A 20628-nucleotide genomic window follows, 5' to 3' on the forward strand; every position below is an offset into this window, starting at 1 on the left:
CGGCACGGCGACAAGCAGGGATGTGGAGCCGAGGCGTGGTCCGGCGAGGTTTCGACCTCGGATCTGCGGATTTATGACGAGTCCGGCGCGCTGCTGGCGGAGTTGGCGCGGCTTTCGTACAAGAGAGTCCGCCAGACCAGCGACATCAGCCGGCTGGTCTTGCCGGAGGCCGAGGCGCCGCAGGCGGTGCGAGACGCGGCGGCCGGTGACGAAGAGGCGGTTCTCGCCGCCAACGTCCGTCGTTTCGTCGAGGAGCGCTTGTCGGCGCTGGGGATCGGCGAGCTGGCGCCGTTGGAGACGGACACGCTGTTCTTCGACGCCGGCCTGGACTCCACCCATCTGCTGGCTCTGGTGCGCGAGCTGGAGGCGCGGTGCGGCCATGATTTCTATCCGACGCTATTGTTCGAATACCAGACGCTTGGGGCCCTGAGCCATTACCTGTTCCTGCATGAGCGCGAACACTTCGCCGGCACCGCGGGTTTGGCCGCCCGCGACGCTGTCGGCATGGCGCCGGCGCCGGCGGTCGCGCCGGAGAGCCGGGGCGCGGTCCAGCCGCCGCAGTCGGCGGACATCGCCGTGATTGGCCTGGCCGGCCGATACCCGTCGGCCTCCACGCTGGACCGGTTCTGGGAGGTGGTCAGCAGCGGGGCGTCGTGCACGAGGGAGATGCCGGCCGACCACTGGGGCCGCTTCGCCGTCGAGGGAACGGCATCGGCCGCCAGCGGCGCGCCGGCCGGCTATGGCGGCATCGTCGACGATGTGGACGCGTTCGACGCGCTGTTTTTCCAGATCACGCCGGCCGAGGCCGGAGGCTTGGATCCGCAGCTCAGAATGCTGCTGGAGATCGCCTGGCACGCGATGGAGGACGCCGGCTATCCGGCAGAGGCGCTGCGCGGCTCCCGCACCGGCGTGTTCGCCGGCGTGATGAACGCCGATTACACCTGGGTCGCGGCCGAGCACCTGGACCGGACCGGCGCTTACGCCAGCGCCGGCAGCTATGCTCACGAGCTGGCCAACCGGATTTCCTACCAGTTCGATCTGCGCGGCCCCAGCATGACGGTAGAGGCCGCCTGCGCCAGCTCGATGCTGGCGCTTCACCTGGCACGCAACGCCTTGCTGACCGGCGAGTGCGCGATGGCGCTGGCCGGCGGTGTCAATCTCAGCCTGCATCGCAGCAAATACCTGTTGCTGGGCGGGCTGGGCCTGATGTCCGCCGATGGCCGCGAGCGCACTTTCGACGCCGGCGCCAATGGCTATGTGCCGGGAGAGGGTGCGGGCATGGCGTTGCTCAAGCCGCTGTCGGCGGCGCTGGCGGACGGCGACCGCGTCTACGGCGTCATCGCCGGCAGCGCCACCAATCATTCGGGCCGCGGCAGCGGCCGCTACAGCCCGAATCCGAACGCGCTGGTCGATGTCATCGAGCGCGCGGTGGAAAACGCCGGCGTCTCCGCCGACGCCATCCTGTATGTCGAGACGCACGGCACCGGAACGCAAATAGGCGATCCGATCGAGATTCAGGCGCTGTCGCGCGCGCTGAGCGGCTCCGGCGCCCGCGAGCGCCGCTGCGCCCTCGGTTCCAAGGCCAATCTCGGCCACCTGGAGTCGGCGTCCGGCATCTGTTCGCTGACCAAGGCGTTGCTGAGCATCCGGCGCGGCCAGATTCCGCCCTGCGCCAATGTGGAGGTCGTCAACCCCGGCCTCAGGATAGAGGCGACGCCATTCGTGATTCCAATGGAGGCAGTCGACTGGGCGCGGCCGCTGGAACAGCGGGTGGCCGGCATCCATTCCTTCGGCATCGGCGGCAGCAATGTTTTCATGGTGGTGCGCGGCCAGCGGCGGCGGGCCCTCGCCGCGGACCAGGCGGCGCGGCCGCGGCTGCTGGTCCTGTCGGCGAAGACCGACTCCGCCCTGGACGCGTATTGTTTGGCGCTGCTGGCCTATCTGCAGGCCGGACGGGACGAGGACTATACGCTGGGCAATCTGGCGTTCACGCTGCAGACCGGCAGAAGCGAGATGGCGCACCGCATCGCCCTGGTGGTGGACGACGAGCAAGAATTGCTGAGCGGCTTGAGGGCCTATTGCGAAGACGGTCGGCTGGCGCCTGGGATGTTCAAGGGCCGGGCGCCCGTTGCCGGCCGCGCGCCCGACGCCTTCGGCAAGCCGGGCGCGGACAGGCCGGCGCTGCTGGCCGTCGCGCAAGCCTGGGTGAACGGCACGCGCATAGACTGGCGCAGCCTGGATGGCGGCGAACGCGGCCTGCGCATTGCCGCGCCGCTGTATCCATTTGCCCGCGACCGCCACCGCATCTCGGCGCCGTCGGAGCCGGCCGAATCGCTGGCGCCGCAGGCGGCCCTGTTTTACGCGACGGCGACGTGGGAGCGCAAGGCGCTTGCCCGGAACGCGGCGGCGGCCGGCAGCGGCGGGGCGAGCGCGTATGTGCTCGCCGCCGGCGTGTCCGAGGCCGTTGCCGCCGGCATCGCGGCCGAGCTGCCGGCGCTTGCGCTGCGGCGCTTGCCGCCGCCGGCCGCCGATTCGGCGGCCGAGGCCGCGGCGGAACTTTTCCGCCAGGCTTTGTCGCGGGTGCGCGAATGGCTGGCCGCCGGCGTCGGCGATGGCCAGCGGATGGTCGCGCTGATTGACGGCCATCCGTCCGATCCCCCCTATGCGCCGCTGTCCGGCCTGTTGAAGTCGGCGGGCTTGGAATATCCCAGGCTGCGGATCCAGCTGATCTGGGTCGAGGGCGGGCTGGATGCCGCGCGCGGCAGCCGGCTGTTGGCCGAGGAGCTTGGGCGCGGCGACGATGTCGAGGTCTATTACCGGCAAGACGGCCGGCGGGAAGTTCGCAGCAACCGGGTAGCCGGTTTCGAGCCGATGGCGGGTTCGGTGATCCGCCAGGGCGGCAACTATTGGATCACCGGCGGTCTGGGGGGGCTGGGCAGGATATTCGCCGCTTATATCGCCGGCTTCGGCAAGGTTAACGTCGTCTTGAGTGGCCGCCGCGCCTGCACGGACGCCGAACGCGAGCAGCTGGAGCGTCTGGCCGCCGCCGGCTCCCGCGTCGAGTATCTGCAATGCGATGTGGCGGTGGAGGAGGACGTGGTGCGGCTGGTCCGAGAGGTGGAGGCGCGCCATGGCCCGCTGACCGGCATCATCCATGGCGCGGGCGTGGTGCGCGACGCCATGTTGTTGCAGAAGACCGAGCGGCAGGCCGACGAAGTTTTCGCCGCCAAGCTGTTCGGCACCCAGATCATCGATCGGGCGACCAGGCATCATCGGCTCGATTTCTTCGCCCTGTTCTCCTCGCTGTCGGCGGTCTGGGGCAATGTCGGCCAGGCGGACTACGCCGCCGCCAACGCCTTTCTCGACGCCTATGCGGCCTGGCGCGACGCCGGCGTCGGCCGAGGGGAGGCGCATGGCAAAACTGTGTCGATCAACTGGCCGTTGTGGCGCGACGGCGGCATGACGATAGACGCGGCCGGCGAGCGGCGCCTGCGCGAGAAAACCGGCATGCTGCCGCTGTCGACGCAGGATGGGCTGCGCGCCTTCGAGGACGCGATCGGCAGGGCGCCGCGCCAGTTGATCGTCTGCGCCAGCGATGGCAGCAAGCCGCTATTCTCCATGGCCGCGCAGGCGGAGGCCGTGAGCGCCGCCGCGCCGGCGACGGCCGAGGCGATACGCTATCTGCAACGGCAATTGTCCAAAGTGTTCCGCTTGCCGCAACAGCGGCTGGAGCCGGAGGCGCCGCTCGAGGCCTTCGGCATCGATTCGGCCAATGTGCTCGCGCTGACCGGGGAGCTGGAAAAGGACTTCGGCCCGTTGCCCAAGACCCTGTTTTATGAATACCGGACGCTGGCCGGCCTGGCCGGCTATCTTGTCGACGCCCATGGCGCCGCGCTGCATCGCCTACTGCCCGGCGCCGCGGCGGCCTCCGCCGCCTCCGCCGCCTCGCCGGCGCCGCGTCCTGCCGTGCGGGCCGAGCCGGCGTCGGTCGGCGTCCGTCAGCCGGGCGGGCCGCTCGATATTGCGATCATAGGCATGAGCGGCCGCTTTCCCCAGGCCAGGAATATCGCCGAGTTCTGGGAAAACCTGCGCCAGGGAATAGATTGCGTCGGTGAAATTCCGGCCGCCCGCTGGGACATGGCCCGCTATTACGACGCCGATACCGGCAAGAGCGGGAAGATACACAGCAAATGGGGCGGCTTCATCGACGGCGTCGACGAGTTCGATCCGCTGTTCTTCAAGATTTCGCCGCTGGAGGCGGAAATGATGGATCCGCAGGAGCGCTTGTTCCTGCAAACGGCGTGGGAGACCCTGGAAGATGCCGGCCATACGCGGGCCTCTCTGCAGGCCGACGGCGACGGCGACGGCGGCCTGCTGCCGGAAGCCAGAGTCGGCGTCTATGTCGGGGTGATGTACTCCGAGTACCAGCTTTACGGCTTCCAGCAATACGAGCAGGGTCAGATCTTCGGCCTGGCCGGCAATATCGCCGGCGTAGCCAACCGGGTGTCCTATTTCTTCGACTTCCACGGCCCCAGCATCGCGCTGGACACCATGTGCTCCTCGTCGTTGACAGCGCTGTACCTGGCCTGCAACGCCTTGCGCAACGGCGAGTGCGGGCTGGCGCTGGCGGGCGGCGTCAATACCAGCATCCACCCGAACAAATACGCGGTGCTGAGCCAGGCCCGGATCATCTCGACCAGCGGCCGTTGCGAAAGCTTTGGCAAGGGCGGCGAGGGCTATATACCCGGCGAGGGCGTCGGTGCCGTGCTGCTCAAGCCGCTGGAACGGGCCGTCGCCGACGGCGATTTCATTTACGGCGTGGTCAAGGGCGCCGCGCTGAGCCACGGCGGCAAGGCCAGCGGCTATACTGTGCCCAGCCCGGTGGCGCAGGCCGGCACCATCGCGCTCGCCATCCGCCAAGCTGGCGTCGAGCCGCGCGCGATCAGTTATATCGAGGCCCACGGCACCGGCACCAGTCTTGGCGATCCGATCGAGATCGCCGGCTTGAGCAAGGCCTTCGGCCAGCAATCGCCGGACAGGCAGTATTGCGCGATAGGCTCGGCGAAATCCAATATCGGACATTGCGAGTCGGCGGCCGGGATCGCGGGGATATGCAAGGTCCTGCTGCAGATGAAGCATCGCATGCTGGTTCCCTCGCTGCATTCCAGCGAGCTCAATCCCTATATCGATTTCGCCGGCACGCCGTTTATCGTGCAGCGCGAGCTGGCCGAATGGCCTGCGCCGGTCATCGCCGGCCGGCCGCAGCCGCGTGTCGCCGGGGTCAGCTCTTTCGGCGCCGGCGGCGCCAACGCGCACATCCTGATCCAGGAGTACATCGGCGAACCCTCGCCGGGCGAGATGCCCGGCGCCGGCGAGCGCCGGCTGATCTTGCCCTTGTCCGCCCGCAACGACAGCCGCTTGCACGCCTACGTCGCCGACATGCTGGACTATCTGGAGAAGTCGCCGCCGACGACGCTGGCCGATCTGGCCCACACCTTGCAGACGGGGCGGGAAGCGATGGATTGCCGGGTCGCCTTCCTGGCGTCGAATCCGGCCGAGCTGCGCGAGCAAATGAGGGATTTCCTGTCCGAGCAGCCGGCGGGGCTGGATTATTTCCACGATCGCACCAGCCAGGACACGCTGGACGTGTTCAGCGACGAGGATGTCCGGCGCGCGGTGGTGGCCGGCTGGATACAGTCGGCGCGATACGACAAGCTGGCGCAGTTCTGGACCAAGGGGCTGGCGATAGACTGGGCGCTGCTGCCCGGCCCGTCGGGGCGCCGGATGGCGGGATTGCCGACTTATCCGTTCGAGCGGAAGAAATGCTGGGTTTCGGTGAGGCCGAGCGTGCCCGCGGCCAACGCCGCCGCCGGCGAGTTCGGCGGTCTGCTGACGCGGGTGCTGCCCGCCGCCAGCCTGACCGACAAGCCGCGGGTGGTGTTTGAAACCGAGCTGAGCGCCACCGATCCCATGTTGTCCCATCACCGGGTCCAGGCGCGCAGCATTCTTCCCGGCGTCGCCTACATCGAAATGGCGTTGGAGGCCGCGCGGCATCTGTACCCCGGACATGACATCGCGTTGCAGGATATCGTCTGGATGCAGCCCTTGTTCGTCGCCGACGGCGAACGGACGGTCGTCACCCAGCTGGAGCGGCACGACGGCGCGATCCGCTTTGAAATCGCCACCACGGGCGAGTCGGGCCGGCAAGTCCACGCTCAGGGCATGGTGGCGCTGGACGAGGCGCCGCGCCAGGCGCCCGCCGTGGACATCGAGGCGACGCTGAACCGGCTGGAGCTGCGCTGGGAGGGCGAGGCGGGCCGCGCCGAGTTCTATGCGTGGCACCGCGGCAAGGGCATAGACTACGGCCCTTATTTCCAGGGCCTGGCCGGCCTGTGGGGTACGGCCGAGGAGAGCATGGGGCTGGTGGTGCTGCCCGCCGGCTGCGAGGCTGACCTGGTCCGCTACCAACTGCCGCCCAGCATCGCCGATGCCGCTTTGCAATGCGTCAGCGGCATCGCGGCGGGCGCCGGCGACGGTCTCGCGCTGCCATATTCCATCGGCCGGATCGAAGTGTTGCGGCAGCCGCAGGGCCGGGTATTCGTCCATGCGCGCAAGCGCGCCGACGCGCGTTTCGATCTTGCCGTCATGGACGACTCGGGCGCCTTGCTGGTTGCTCTGGACGATTTTGTGCTGCGTCCGGCCAGGACCGCCGGCGATCCGTTCAGCTACGCCGGTCGATGGCAGCGCAGCGATCTGGCCGGGGCTGAGGCCGCGGCTGGTGGCGGGACCGGCGTCAGCCTGCTGTTGTACCGCGACAATGATGCCGGGCTGGAGGATGCCGTGGCCCGGTTCGGCGCCCGCTCGGCCAGGATTCGGCTGGCGAGCGGGGCCGGGCGGCGCGAGGACGGAGTGTGGACGGTTGATGTTGGCGATGCGGCCGCGATCGGGCAGGCCATCGCCGAGATCGGCCGCATCGACGCGGTGTATTTCCTGGGTGGTCTGACCGGAAGCCGCGCCTATGGACTGGACTGCGCACAAGTGGCCGATGATCAGGAATACACGACTATCGCCTGGCTGCGCTGCATCAAGGCGCTGCTGGCGCAGGGCTACGACCAGCGGGCGCTCGATGTTTTCGTGCTGACGCAGGATTGCGAGCAGCCGCCCTTGCAGCGGGAAATCAATGTCTGGGGAAGTGGCTTGTCGGGATTGACCCAGTCGCTGGCGAAAGAGTACCCGCAGTGGCGGATCCGCAATGTCGACATCGGCGGGGCCGATATGGACGGCGACGCGGGCGCGCGGAAGATCGCCGAAATGCTGGGCCGCGAGCCGGCCAGTGCGACCGGCTTCCCGGTCGCTTACCGCGGCGGCGTCCGCTATGAGCACCGAATCGCGCCTTTGGCGATGCCGGCCGGCTCGCCGCCAGCCTTTGTCGCCGGCGGGGTCTATGTGATCGCCGGCGGCGCCGGCGGCATCGGCCGCGTCGCCACCGAGCATCTGCTGCGGCACTACGACGCCAGGGTGGTGTGGCTGGGCCGCAGCGCCGTCAACGACGCCATCCGCGAGCAGTTGGACCGCTTCGCCGGCTCGGGCGGCAGCGTCGAGTATCTGCAGGTCGACATCACCAGCCAGGCCCAGCTGGAGCGGGCCCGTGACACCGTCAAGGCGCGATACGGCAGGATCAACGGCGTGCTGCATTCCGCCATCGTGCTGCGCGACCAGAGTCTGGGCGCGATGGACGAGGGGCGTTTCCGTGAGTCGCTGGACCCGAAGGTGGCCGGCAGTGCCGCGCTGGGGCAGGCCTTCATCAACGAGGATCTGGATTGGCTGGGCTTTTACTCGTCGATGCAGTCCTTCCTCGCGGCGGCGGGGCAGAGCAACTACGCTGCCGGCTGCACCTTCAAGGACGCCTATGCCCGGGCGCTGGGCCGCGCCTGCGCGTTCCCGGTGTTCAGCATCAACTGGGGCTATTGGGGCAGCGTCGGGGTGGTGGCGAACGAGGTCTACCGCAACCGGATGGCGTCCTTCGGCATAGGCTCGCTGGAGCCGGCCGACGGCATGGGCATGCAGGAGGCGGTCGTCGCCCACGCCATTCCGCAAGTGCTGGCCATCAAACTGGCCCCGGCCACGCGCGAAAGAATGGGCATACAGGCGCACGGCGACGAAGTCTATCCCAGGACGCAGGACTCGTATTTCGAGCGGATCGCCGCCGCGCTGGACGGCGGCGGGACGCGCAGCTGCGCGCTGGCCGAGCAAATCCAGCAAGTCGACGCGGCCGACATCTGCCTGAACGACTATGTGCTCCGGCAATTGCTGCAGGTCATGCGCGCCGCCGGGCTGGACGATGTCCAGTCGCCGGCGCCGGCATTGCAGCGGCGGCTGGGCGTGGTCGAGCGGCAACTGCCGCTGTTCGAGGAGATCGTGCGCATTCTGGCGGACGCGGCGTCGCGCCGCTCCGGCCCGTTGCCGTCGCGGGACGAGGTGTTGTCGCGCTATCCGGGATTGATGGCGCACATCGCCCTGGCCGACGCCTGCCTGCAATCGCTGCCGCAAGTCCTGCGCGGCGAGAAGCTGGCGACCGAGGTGCTCTTCCCCGGCTCCAGCATGGCCTTGGTGGAGGGCATCTACAAGAAGAACGCGCATGCGGACTATCTGAACAGCCTGGTCGAGGACGCGGTGGAAAGCCTGGTGCAGGCGCGGCTGGAGGCGGGCGAGGCGAATGCGCGGATCCGGATACTGGAGGTGGGCGCCGGGACCGGAGGCACCAGCGAGGGGGTCTTCAAACGGCTGGCCCGTTATCAGGATCATGTCGAATACGTCTACACCGATCTTTCCAAGAGCTTCTTGCTGCATGCGCGGGACAGTTTCTCCGGCATCGCGCCGTATATGGAGCTGCAGCTTTTCGACGCGGAACGCGCGCCGGACGAGCAGGGCGTCGACAGCGGCAGTTTCGACATCGTCATCGCGGCCAATGTCCTGCACGCGACCCGGAACATCGGCAACACCCTGGGCAACGTCAAGCGCTGCCTGAAGCGGAACGGCTTGCTGATCCTCAATGAAATAGCGGGCAAGCGGCCGTTCACCACCCTGACCTTCGGTCTGCTGGACGGCTGGTGGGCGCCGGAGGACCGGGAGGTGAGGATAGAGGGCAGCCCGGCATTGTCGCGCGAGCAGTGGGCGCGCTCGCTGGCCGAGCAGGGTTTCGAGCGGCATTGGCTGTCCGACAGCGTCTCCTCGGTGGTGTTGCAGCATGTGATCGTCGCCGAGAGCGATGGGCGGGTGCGGCAATATCAGCCCCGCCAGGCCGCCGCCAGGCCGGCGGCCTCCCCGGCGCGGAAGCGCCCGCAGGAAGCGCCGGCGCGGCCGGCGCGCGCGGCCGGCGATCTGCGCTCCCATGTCGAGCACACGCTGGCCGAGGTGGTGGCCGAGGCGCTGAAGCTGTCCGACGCCGAGCTTGATCCGGGCCTGGCCTTGTCTGATCTTGGCGTCGACTCCATCGTCGCCGTCGATCTCGTTCGCCGGATCAACGCGGCGCTGTCCCTGTCGCTGAAAACCACGGTGATATTCGACTTCCCCAGCATCACGCGATTGTCGGCGCATCTGTGCTCCGCCTATCCGGACGCGCTGGCCCGGCAGGCCTCGGGGCAGGAGGCGGGCGGCGTCGACGGCGGCGAGCGGATCCAGCGGATTGCGGAAGAGCTGGTGCGCGGTGCCATTTCATTTGAGCAGACTTTGGAGAGGCTCAAGAGCTGAGCCGCTGCTTGGCCGGGCGGCGATTCGTCCGGCGGCGGCGCGAAGAATCGGTTCTTGTCCATCCATGCGGAGATAGCGGTGTGAAAAAACAGATCGTGTCACTTTTGCAGCAATACCAGGCCGGCCGGATTTCGGAAATGGAACTGAAAGCGGAATATGGGCGCTTGATGGACGCCGGAGAGTCCGCGCTCTCGGCGACGGCGGGCAGCCCTTGCCGCAAGGTTGTGCTGGAGGGGCCGGGCTCGATCGACGACATCAGGATCGTCGACGAGATGGTCGAGCCGCCCGAAGGCCGCTGGGTGCATGTCGACACGATCGCCTTCTCGCTCAATTTCGGCGATCTGCTGTGCGTCAAAGGCCTGTATCCGACCATGCCGTCCTACCCGTTCACGCCGGGATTCGAGGCATCCGGGGTGGTGAGGGCGGTGGGCGGCGATGTGACGCGCTTCGAGGTCGGGGACGAGGTCATCGTCAGTGCCAGCCCCAGTCTCGGCATTCAGTCCAGCCTGATCGTCGCGGACGAGTCGCAACTGGTGCTCAAGCCGGACTACCTGACTTTCGAGCAGGCGGCGTCGTTTCTGACGGTCGGCCTGACGGTGGTCGAGGCGTTCCGGCGCATGCGGGTGGCCAAGGGCGAAACGGTGCTGATCCAGAGCGCCACCGGCGGCACGGGGCTGGTGGCGGTGCAACTGGCGCTGCATGCCGGCGCCACGGTGATCGCAACCGCCAGTTCCGCGGAAAAGCTGCGCTATCTGTCGGACATGGGCGCCGCCCATGTCATCAACTACCGCGAGCAGGATTTTGAGGCCGAGGTGCTGGCGATCACCGGCGGCAAGGGGGTGGACGCCGTTCTGAACACGCTGGCCGGGGAAAACATACAGAAGGGGATCAACTGCCTCTGCCCCAGGGGGCGCTATGTCGAAATCGCGATGACGGGCTTGAAGTCGGCGCGCAACATCGACTTGAGCAGGATGTCCAATAATCAGAGCTTCCACAGCCTGGACTTGCGCAAGCTGTTGCTGGACATGCCCGAGTATGCGGCAAGCCTGGGACAGGAGCTGTTCTCCCTGGTGGAGCGGGGCGTGGTCGAGGTGGTGATAGGCGAGACCTTCGACTTCGGCCAGCTGGCCGAGGCCTATCAGTATCTGGAGAATCGCCGCAATATCGGCAAGGTGGTGATCACGGTGCCGGGCGTCAAGACCGCGAGCCGGCCTCGCGTCGAGCGGCAGGCGCCGCGTCCGGCAGCCAGGCGTGGCGCGACGGTGGAGCCGCTGTCGCCAATCGCGATAGTCGGCATGTCCGGGCGCTTCGGCTCGGTCGACAGCGTCGACGATTTCTGGCGCTGCATTGCGGAGGGGCAAAGCCTGATCCGCCAACTGCCGCCCGGCAGGAGGGCGCTGTTCGCCTCGCTGAATCTTCCGCAGGCATCCGAGGCAAGCTTCAACGAGTGGGGCAGCTACCTGGACGATATCGACTGCTTCGATCCGCTGTTTTTCAGCATCTCCGGCGTGGAGGCGCAGCATATGGATCCGCAGCAGCGCCTGTTCCTGGAGGAGAGCTGGCGGGCGTTGGAAGACGCGGGCCTGATGAACGACAAGCTGGACGGCAGCCGGACCGGCGTGATCGCCGGCGTGGTGGACGGCAAATACGCCAGCCATATCCGCAACGACAAGGCCGGACATTCCTTCTGGGGAACCGCCGGCTCCATCCTGCCGGCCAGAATCGCGTATTTTCTCAATTTGAAGGGACCGGCGGTGGCGATAGACACCGCCTGCTCCAGCTCGCTGGTCGCCATCCATCTGGCCTGCCAGAGCTTGTGGAACGACGAGACCGACCTGATGCTGGCCGGCGGGGCCTTCATCCAGACCACGCCCCATTTCGGCGCGGCCGCCAGCCGGGCGCAGATGCTGTCGACCGACGGGCGCTGCTTCACTTTCGACGATCGCGCCAACGGCATGGTGTCCGGCGAGGCGGTGGCCGTGCTGGTCATGAAGCGGCTGGCCGACGCCCTGGCCGATCGGGACCCTATCCACGGCGTGATCGTAGGCAGCGGAATCAACCAGGACGGGGCCACCAACGGCATCACCGCGCCCAGCGCCGCCGCGCAGCAGCAACTGCAGATGGAGGTTTACGATCGTTTCGGCATCGATCCGGCCGATATCCAGTATGTCGAGGCGCACGGCACCGGCACCAAGCTGGGCGACCCGATCGAGGTGGAAGCGCTGACCGAGGCCTTCCGGCATTACACCGACAACCGCCAGTACTGCGCGATAGGCTCCGTCAAGACCAATGTCGGCCATACCGTCACCGCCGCCGGCGTGACCGGCGTCATCAAGGTGCTGCTGGCGATGAAACACCGCATGCTGCCCGGCTTGTTGAATTACGGCGTGCAGAACCAGCATATCGATTTCGAGAGCAGCCCCTTCTACGTCAACACCGAGCTGTCGCCATGGCCGGCGCCGGCGGGTCGGCCGCGGCGGGCGGCGGTCAGTTCCTTCGGCTTCAGCGGCACCAACGCCCACCTGGTGCTGGAAGAGGCGCCGCCGCCGCCGCCCTGGCGCAGCGTGGCCGGCTCGGCGCTGATCGTGCTGTCGGCCAAGACCGGCGAACAGCTGCGGGCCTATGCCGGCCGGCTGGCCGACTGGCTGCGCGCGCAGCCGGCAGTCGATCTGGCCGCGCTGGCCCACACGCTGCAAAGCGGGCGCGCCGCGCTGCGCCACCGGCTGGCTTTCGTCGGCCATTCGCGCGAACAGATCGCCGACGCGCTGGCCGATTTCGCCGCCGGCCGCGAGGTGGCGCAACTGGCGGTCGGCGAGGCGAAGCCGGGCGCCGCGGCGCGGGCGGCCGAGATGGACGCCGAGCCGCAGCGGCTGGCGCAAGACTGGGTGCGGGGCGCTGTGGCCTGCTGGCCGACGCCGGCCGGCGGCCGGCCGCCCCGGCTGAGTCTGCCGACCTACCCGTTCGCGCGCGAACGCTACTGGGTCGCGGCGGCGGCGGAGAGCGAAGAGAGCGCATCGAAAGAGCGCGCATCGACGGTTAGCCTGCTGGCGCGCGGCTGGGAAGCGGCGGCGGCCGGCGCGGCGCGGCGTTTCGGCCAGCGCCGGGTCCTGCTCGACGCCGCTTGCGCCGGGCGGGCGCCGGCGCGGGACGCGGCGGGCCAGGCGTTGCACTGCGAGACGCTGGCCGACGGCGGGAACGACGCGGCCGAGCGCTTCGGCGCCAGCCTGGAACATGTGTTCCGGCAGGTGCAGGACCTGCTGCGGTCCGGCCTGGAGGACGGCGCGCTGCTGCAGGTGGTGTTGGCGGACGACGGCGAAGACGGCTGGCTGCGCCAGGGTCTGTCCGGTCTGCTCAACAGCGCCAGCCTGGAGCATCCGGGCCTGCAGACCCAGCTGATTCGCGTCGATCCGGCGGCGGACGCCGGCGCGCTGGCCGAGGCGCTGCAAGCCGGCGCCGAGCGGCCGGCGCAGCGCGAGCTCCGCCATGGTCGCGACGGCTGCCGGGCGGCGACGCTGCGGCCGCTGGCCGCCGTCGGCGAGCCGTCGTTGCCGTGGCGCGAAGGCGGCGTCTATCTGATCACCGGCGGTCTGGGCGGTCTGGGCCTGCTGTTCGCCCGCGAGATTCTCGCCCAGCTCCAGGACGCCACGGTGATCCTGACCGGCCGTTCGGCGCTGGACGACGGGCGGCGGCGGCAAGTGGCGGCGCTGGGCGCGCGGGTGGCGTACCAGGCGCTGGACGTCGCCGACGGCGCGGCGGTGCAAGCCTGCGTGCAGGGCCTGCTGGCGCGGCATGGCCGGCTGAACGGCGTCCTGCACGCCGCCGGCGTGCTGCGGGACGGCTTCCTGCTGAACAAGCGGGTGGACGATCTGCGCGCGGTGCTGGCGCCCAAGGTGGCCGGTCTGGTCCATCTGGATCGGGCGACCGCGGTGCAGCCGCTGGACTTCTTCGCCGTCTTCTCCTCGATCGCCGGCGTGTTCGGCAATGTGGGACAAGGGGATTACGCCAGCGCCAACGCCTTCATGGACGCCTATGCCGAACGGCGGGCGGCCCAGGTGGCGGCTGGGGCGCGGCAAGGCCGCACGGTCTCGCTGTGCTGGCCGCTGTGGGCGGAAGGCGGCATGCGGCTGGACGCGGCCGGAGAAGCGGCACTGGCCGCCGCCGGGCTGACGCCGCTGGCGACGCGGCCGGGGCTGGACGCCTTCTACCGCGCGCTGGCGCAGCACGAACACGCGCGGCTGGTGGTGCTGAGCGGCGACGGCGCGCTGAGTCGGCCGGCCGAGCCCGCGCCCGAGCGCCATACCGAGCCGGCGGCGCTGCAGGCGCGGACGCTGCGGCAGTTGAAGAAGCTGTTCGCCGGCGTGACCCAGGTGGCGGTGGACAGGCTGGACGCCAACGAAGCGCTGGAATGCTACGGCATCGACTCGGTGTTGATCACCCGGCTCAACCGCGAACTGGAGTCGATCTTCGGCGGCCTGTCCAAGACCCTGTGGTTCGAATACCGCACGCTGGGCGCGCTGGCGGCCTATCTGAGCGCGCAGCGGCCGGAAGCCTGCCTGCGCTGGAGCGGCGGCGAGACGGCCGCGCAACCGGCCGCGGGTCCGACGGCGCCGATGCGGCGCGAAGCGATGCCGGCGCCGACACCGACACGGCCGGACGGCGGCGCGGCGATCGCCATCATCGGCCTGAGCGGGCGCTACCCGCAGGCGCGGACGCTGGAGCAGTATTGGGACAATCTGCAGTCGGGCCGCGACTGCATCAGCGAAATCCCGGTCGAGCGCTGGGCGCTGGACAGCTTCTACTGCGCCGACCCCGAGCAGGCGGTGGCCAACGGCAAGAGCTACAGCAAATGGGGCGGCTTCGTCGACGGCTTCGCCGAATTCGACCCGCTGTTCTTCAACATCTCGCCGGCGGAAGCCGAAGGCATGGACCCGCAAGAGCGGTTGTTCCTGCAAAGCTGCTGGGACGTGCTGGAAGACGCCGGCTACACGCGGGAGCGGCTGGCGCGGGTCCACGACGGCCGGGTCGGCGTGTTCGCCGGCATCACCAAGACCGGTTTCGACCTGTACGGTCCCGCGCTGTGGCGGCAGGGGACGGCGGTGTTTCCACACACCTCGTTCAGCTCGGTGGCCAACCGGGTGTCCTACTTCCTCAACCTGAACGGTCCCAGCCTGCCGATAGACACCATGTGCTCGTCGTCGCTGACGGCGATACACGAAGCGTGCGAGCACCTGAGGCGGGACGAGTGCGAACTGGCCATCGCCGGCGGGGTCAACCTCTATCTGCACTCCAGCAACTACGTGATGCTGTGCATGGCGCGGATGCTGTCGCGGGACGGGCAGTGCCGCAGCTTCGGCGCCGGCGGCAACGGTTTCGTGCCCGGCGAAGGCGTCGGCGCGGTGCTGCTGAAGCCGCTGGCGCGGGCCGAGGCGGACGGCGATCGGATCCACGGGGTGATCAAAAGCAGCGGCATCAACCACGGCGGCAAGACCCACGGCTACACCGTGCCCAACCCGGCGGCGCAGCGCCAGCTGATCGTCGATGCGATCGCCCGGGCCGGCATAGACGCGCGGGCGATCAGCTATGTCGAGGCGCACGGCACCGGCACCGAGCTGGGCGACCCGATAGAGGTGGCGGGGCTGAGCCAGGCCTTCCAGGCGCAGACGGCGGACACCCAGTTCTGCGCGCTGGGCTCGGTGAAATCCAATATCGGCCACGGCGAAAGCGCGGCGGGGATCGCCGGGCTGACCAAGGTGCTGCTGCAGATGCGGCACGGCCAGCTGGCGCCCAGCCTGCACGCCGACACGCTGAACCCGCACATCGACTTCGCGGGCAGTCCGTTCTTCGTGCAGCGCGAGCTGCAGGAGTGGAAGCGTCCGTTGCTGACGGTGGACGGCGTCGAGCGGGAGTATCCGCGAATCGCCGGCATCTCGTCCTTCGGCGCCGGCGGGGCCAACGCGCATGTGATCGTCGAGGAATATGTCGACCGCCGGTCGTGGCCGGCGATTGCCGGGCCGGCGGCCATCGTGCTGTCGGCGCGGACCGAGGCGGAGTTGCGGACGCGGGCGCAGCAGTTGCTGGCGGCGATAGGGGGCTGGGGCGAGGGCGATCTGGCGTCGGTGGCGGCGACGCTGCAGCTGGGTCGGGAGGCGATGGAGCATCGGCTGGCGCTGCTGGTGGACGGCATCGGCGAGCTGGCGGGCAAGCTGGAAGCGCATCTGCGCGGCGATGCGGAAGTGGAGGGTCGCTGGCAGGGCGAGGTGAGGCGAGGCAAGGACGGGTTGGCGGTATTCGCCGAGGATGAGGATCTGAGCCTCGCGCTTGAGGCCTGGATGGGCAAGAAGAAGTATGACCGCTTGCTGGAGCTGTGGGTGAAAGGGCTGGCGCTGGACTGGGGTCGGCTGTATCCGCAAGGTCTGCCGGCGCGGATCTCCTTGCCGGGCTACCCGTTCAAGCGGGACAGCTACTGGCTGGCCGGGCTGGGCGAGAATGGCGGCGCGGAGCCGTCCGGCGCGTCGCTGCATCCCCTGCTGCAACGAAACGCTTCCGATTTTTATGCCCAGCGCTTTGCCTCCAGCTTCAGCGGAGCGGAGTTCTTCCTCAGCGATCATGTGGTGCAGGGTCGACGGATATTGCCGGGCGCCGCCTATCTGGAAATGGCGCGCGCGGCGCTGCAAGCGTCTTACGGCATCGCGATGGAGGAGCGGGCCGGGGTGTTGCTGCGGGACGTGGTATGGCTGCAGCCGTTTGGCGTGCAGGATGCCGCCGCGCCAATCCACCTGGAGCTGGAGGAACTGGACGACGGCGAAGCGGCGTTCGAGATATTCAGCGAGGCCGCCGACGGCGGGGAGGCGACGCACTGCCGCGGCCGTGCCGCCTTGATCGAGCCGGGCGAGCAGCCATCGCTGGACCTGGCGTCGTTGCGGAGCCAATGCGTGTCGGCCGTGGTGGACGGCGCCGACTGCTATGAGGTGTTCAAATCGGCCGGCATCGGATACGGCGCGGCCTTCCAGACCGTGTCGCAGGTTTTCCTGGGGCAGGACCAGGCGTTGGTCCAGCTCCGCCTGCCGGCATCGTTGCACGGGGGGGCCGGCCGTTATGTGCTGCATCCGTCGGTGCTGGATGGCGCACTGCAGGGCTGCGCCTGCCTGATGACGGGGCAGGCGTCGGCGGCGGCCCTGCTGTTCTCCGTCAAGGAGGTCGAGGTGTTCGACGCGTGCGCTGCCGACATGTGGGCCTGGATTCGCCTCAATGCCGACAGCAGCGCGCGGGTGAAGCAGTTCGACATCGATCTGATCGATGAGCAGGGACGGGTGTGCGCCGGCATGCGCGGCGTATGCTCTAGAGTGATGGAGGGCGTGGCCATGCCGGCGGACATGGCGGAGGACGGCGGCGAGTACGAGGTGAGGCTGGCGTCGGCATGGGAAGCGATGCCGGCGCCCCAGCCCCGGCAGGTCGTAGGCGAACAGGTGTGGGTTTTCGGCGGCGAACCGGACGCGCTTGCCCGCTTGCATCCGCAGGCGCGCGCGCTGCAGGGCGGACACGGCGACGACGTCGCGCGGATCGGGGCGGGGCTGGAGGCTGCGGGCAAGATCGCCAGCATAGTCTGGGTCGCGCCGCCTGGCCGCGACGTGGGCATCGGCGACGAGAGTCTGATCCTGGATCAGCAGACCGGCGTGTTGAGCTGCCTGCGGCTGATCAAGGCTTTGTTGGCGCTTGGCTATGCCGGCTCGGCGCTACGTTTTACCGCGATTACCTTCAAGGCCTTGCCGGTTCTGGCCGGAGAGCGGATCCAGCCTGCCCATGCTAGCGTCCACGGGCTGGTGGGCGCGCTGGCCAAAGAGTTTCCGCAATGGCAAGTCCGTCTGGCCGATCTGGACGACGGAGGCGAGGTCGCCGCCTGGGCCGAGGCGCTGGAATTGCCGCTCGACCAGCCAGGCGACAGCTACGCGCATCGAGAGGGCGAGTGGCTGCGGCATTCGCTATTGCCTTGCGAGGTCGCGGCCGACGGCGAGGACGGGCAGTTCCGCGAAGGCGGCGTCTATGTGGTGATAGGCGGGGCCGGCGGAATCGGCGAGGTATTCAGCGAATACCTGGTGCGCCGCTACCACGCGCAGTTGTTGTGGGTCGGCCGCCGGCCGCTGGACGAGGCGATAGAGTCCAAGCGCCGTCGGCTTGGGCAATGGGGGCCGACGCCGGAATATTTCAGCGCGGACGCGACCAGCGCGCAGGCGCTGCGCCAAGCCTTGGACCGGATGAAGTCCAGCCACCCGCGGATTCACGGCGTGGTGCACTCGGCGGTGGGCATCTTCGACGAAAGCCTGAGCAAGACGTCGATAGAACGCTTCGCCGAAGTGCTCAGTGCCAAGACCGACATCTGCGTGCGCCTGGCGCAGGCGTTCGAGCATGAGCCGTTGGACTTCATCCTGTTCTTCTCCGGACTGAACGCGTTTTCCCGGGATGCCGGCAAGAGCGGCTACGCCGCCGGCTGCGTGTTCAAGGACGCCTACGCCTATCAGCTGGGGCAAGAGCGGCGCTGCGCGGTCAAGGTCGTCAACTGGGGCTGGTGGGGCGATGTCGGCGCGGCCGGCGCCGTCCCGCAGTCATACCGGAACCGCATGGCGCATGCCGGCATCTGCGCGATCGAGGCCGATGACGCGATGCGCACCCTGGAAGCGCTGCTGAGCGGCCCATTCAATCAGCTTGGTCTGGTGAAGGCGACGCGCGAGCAGGCGCAGTCCTGGATGTCGGTGTCGACGCCGTCCTTGCGCGAACTGCCGCCGGCGCTGCCGTCGCTGATCGGCGCGATGCAGGAAAAGGCGGCGGAGGTTCCCGCGACGGACGGCGACCGCGAGTCCGCGGCATCGTTTGAGCGGCTGGACCGCCGGCTGGGCGAGTTGCTGGCCTGCCAGCTGCGCGCGGCGAACTTGCCGGCGGCGCCGCAGACGCCAGCCTGGCATCGGCGCTGGCTGCGGGAAAGCCTGAGAGCGCTGGACGCCAGAGGGCTGGCGGTGGATGACGGCGAAGTCTGCCAGCGGGCCTGGGAGCGTTGGGACGGCGACAAGACCGCCTGGCTGGCCAATCCGCATCTGCAAGCCCAGGCGCGCCTGGTGGAGGCGACGGTGCGAGCCTTGCCGCGGATATTGCGCGGAGAGATACCCGCCACCGAGGTGATGTTCCCGAATGCCTCGATGAGCCTGGTCGAGGATATCTACAAGAACAATGGCGCGGCGGACTATTTCAATGCCGTGCTGGCCGAGCAACTGGCCGGATACGTGGGCGCGCGCGTCCAGCGCGATCCGTCGGCGCGCATCCGCATTCTGGAGATAGGCGCCGGCACCGGCGGCACCAGCGCGGGGGTCTTCGACAGGCTGTGGAGCCTCAGGCAGCATATCGAGACGTATTGCTACACCGATATGTCCAAGGCTTTCCTCTTGCATGCGCAGCAGCGCTACGCGGAACGGGCGCCTTATCTGGATTGCCGCCTGTTCGACGTGGAGCGCGGGCCGGGGGAGCAGTCCATCGATATCGGCGGCTACGATGTGGTGATCGCAGCCAATGTGCTGCATGCGACCAGAAGCATCCGCCAGACCCTGCGCAATGCCAAGGCGGCGCTCAAGCGCAACGGCGTGCTGCTGCTCAATGAAGTCACCGGCAACAGCCTGTTCGCGCATCTGACCTTCGGTTTGCTGGAAGGGTGGTGGCGTTACGAGGACGAGGCGCTGCGCATCGAGGGCTCTCCGGCGCTGAGCGCCGGCAACTGGTCGCGGGTGCTGGAGGAGGAGGGCTTCCGCCGAGTGAATTTCCCGGCCGCCGGGGCCCAGGCGCTGGGACAGCAGATCATCGTCGCCGAGAGCGACGGCGTCATCCGCGTGCGTCAGCCATCCGCCGCTGCCGTTCCGCAGCCGGCGACACCGCCGGCGCGGCGGGAACGCGCGGCGCCGGCCGCCAGGTCGGAAAACCCGGCGCGGGCGGCGGTGGCCATGCCGGCCGACCAGGGGACGCTGCGGGAGAAAAGCGAGGCCTTGATACGGGGCCTGGTCGGCAAGACGCTGAGAATGGCGGTGGAATTGATAGACCTGGACGAACCGCTGGAGCGCTACGGGATAGACTCGATCCTGGTTGTGCAGTTGACCGACGCCCTCAGGCAGTCCATCCCCGATATCGACAGCACGGTGTTCTTCGAGCACCAGACCATCGCTGGCCTGGTCGAGTATCTGTTGAAGACCAGGCAGCAGGCCTTGCGGCGCCTGACCGGCCTGGACCAGGTTTCCGCCGTCGCCGCGGTGGACACCGCTCTGGCCGCGCGAGAGAGAGTGCCGTCCGGCAGCCGCGGCTGCGCGGCACCAGTCGTTTCTCCCGACCGCGCCCGATGGAAGCCGTCGGTGAAACGGGCGCGGCGAGCGCGAATCGGAAAATCGCCATTATCGGTCTGAGCGGGCGCTACCCGCAGGCGCGGACGCTGGAACAGTATTGGGACAATCTGCAGTCGGGCCGCGACTGCATCAGCGAAATCCCGGCCGAGCGCTGGGCGCTGGACGGCTTCTACTGCGCCGACCCCGAGCAGGCGGTGGCCAGCGGCAAGAGCTACAGCAAATGGGGCGGCTTCGTCGACGGCTTCGCCGAATTCGACCCGCTGTTCTTCAACATCTCGCCGGCGGAAGCCGACGGCATGGACCCGCAAGAGCGGTTGTTCCTGCAAAGTTGCTGGGAGGTGCTGGAAGACGCCGGCTACACGCGGGAGCGGCTGGCGCGGGTTCACGGCGGCCGGGTCGGCGTGTTCGCCGGCGTCACCAAGACCGGCTTCGAGCTGCATGGTCCCGAGCTGTGGCGCCAGGGCGTGGCGGTGTTTCCGCACACCTCGTTCAGCTCGGTGGCCAA

The 20628-nt window shown here is 68.6% G+C and carries 3 protein-coding genes; all 3 read left to right on the forward strand.

Annotation, left to right across the window (positions count from 1 at the left end; all coding sequences use genetic code 11):
• Nucleotides 1-102 precede the first annotated feature (102 nt).
• Complete coding sequence (locus BI344_RS22340; RefSeq protein WP_206600466.1) at nt 103-9750, forward strand: SDR family NAD(P)-dependent oxidoreductase; 9648 nt, start codon at nt 103-105, stop codon at nt 9748-9750.
• Nucleotides 9751-9830: 80 nt separating this feature from the next.
• Nucleotides 9831-20183: an SDR family NAD(P)-dependent oxidoreductase gene (locus BI344_RS22345; RefSeq protein WP_071114985.1), complete on the forward strand. Its 10353-nt coding sequence runs from the start codon at nt 9831-9833 to the stop codon at nt 20181-20183.
• A partial coding sequence (locus tag BI344_RS22350; RefSeq protein WP_139167123.1) for a beta-ketoacyl synthase N-terminal-like domain-containing protein occupies nt 20120-20628 on the forward strand: 509 nt, incomplete at its 3' end. The genes BI344_RS22345 and BI344_RS22350, both read left to right, overlap by 64 nt.

The organism is Chromobacterium sphagni (genome assembly GCF_001855555.1).
GTDB lineage: Bacteria > Pseudomonadota > Gammaproteobacteria > Burkholderiales > Chromobacteriaceae > Chromobacterium > Chromobacterium sphagni.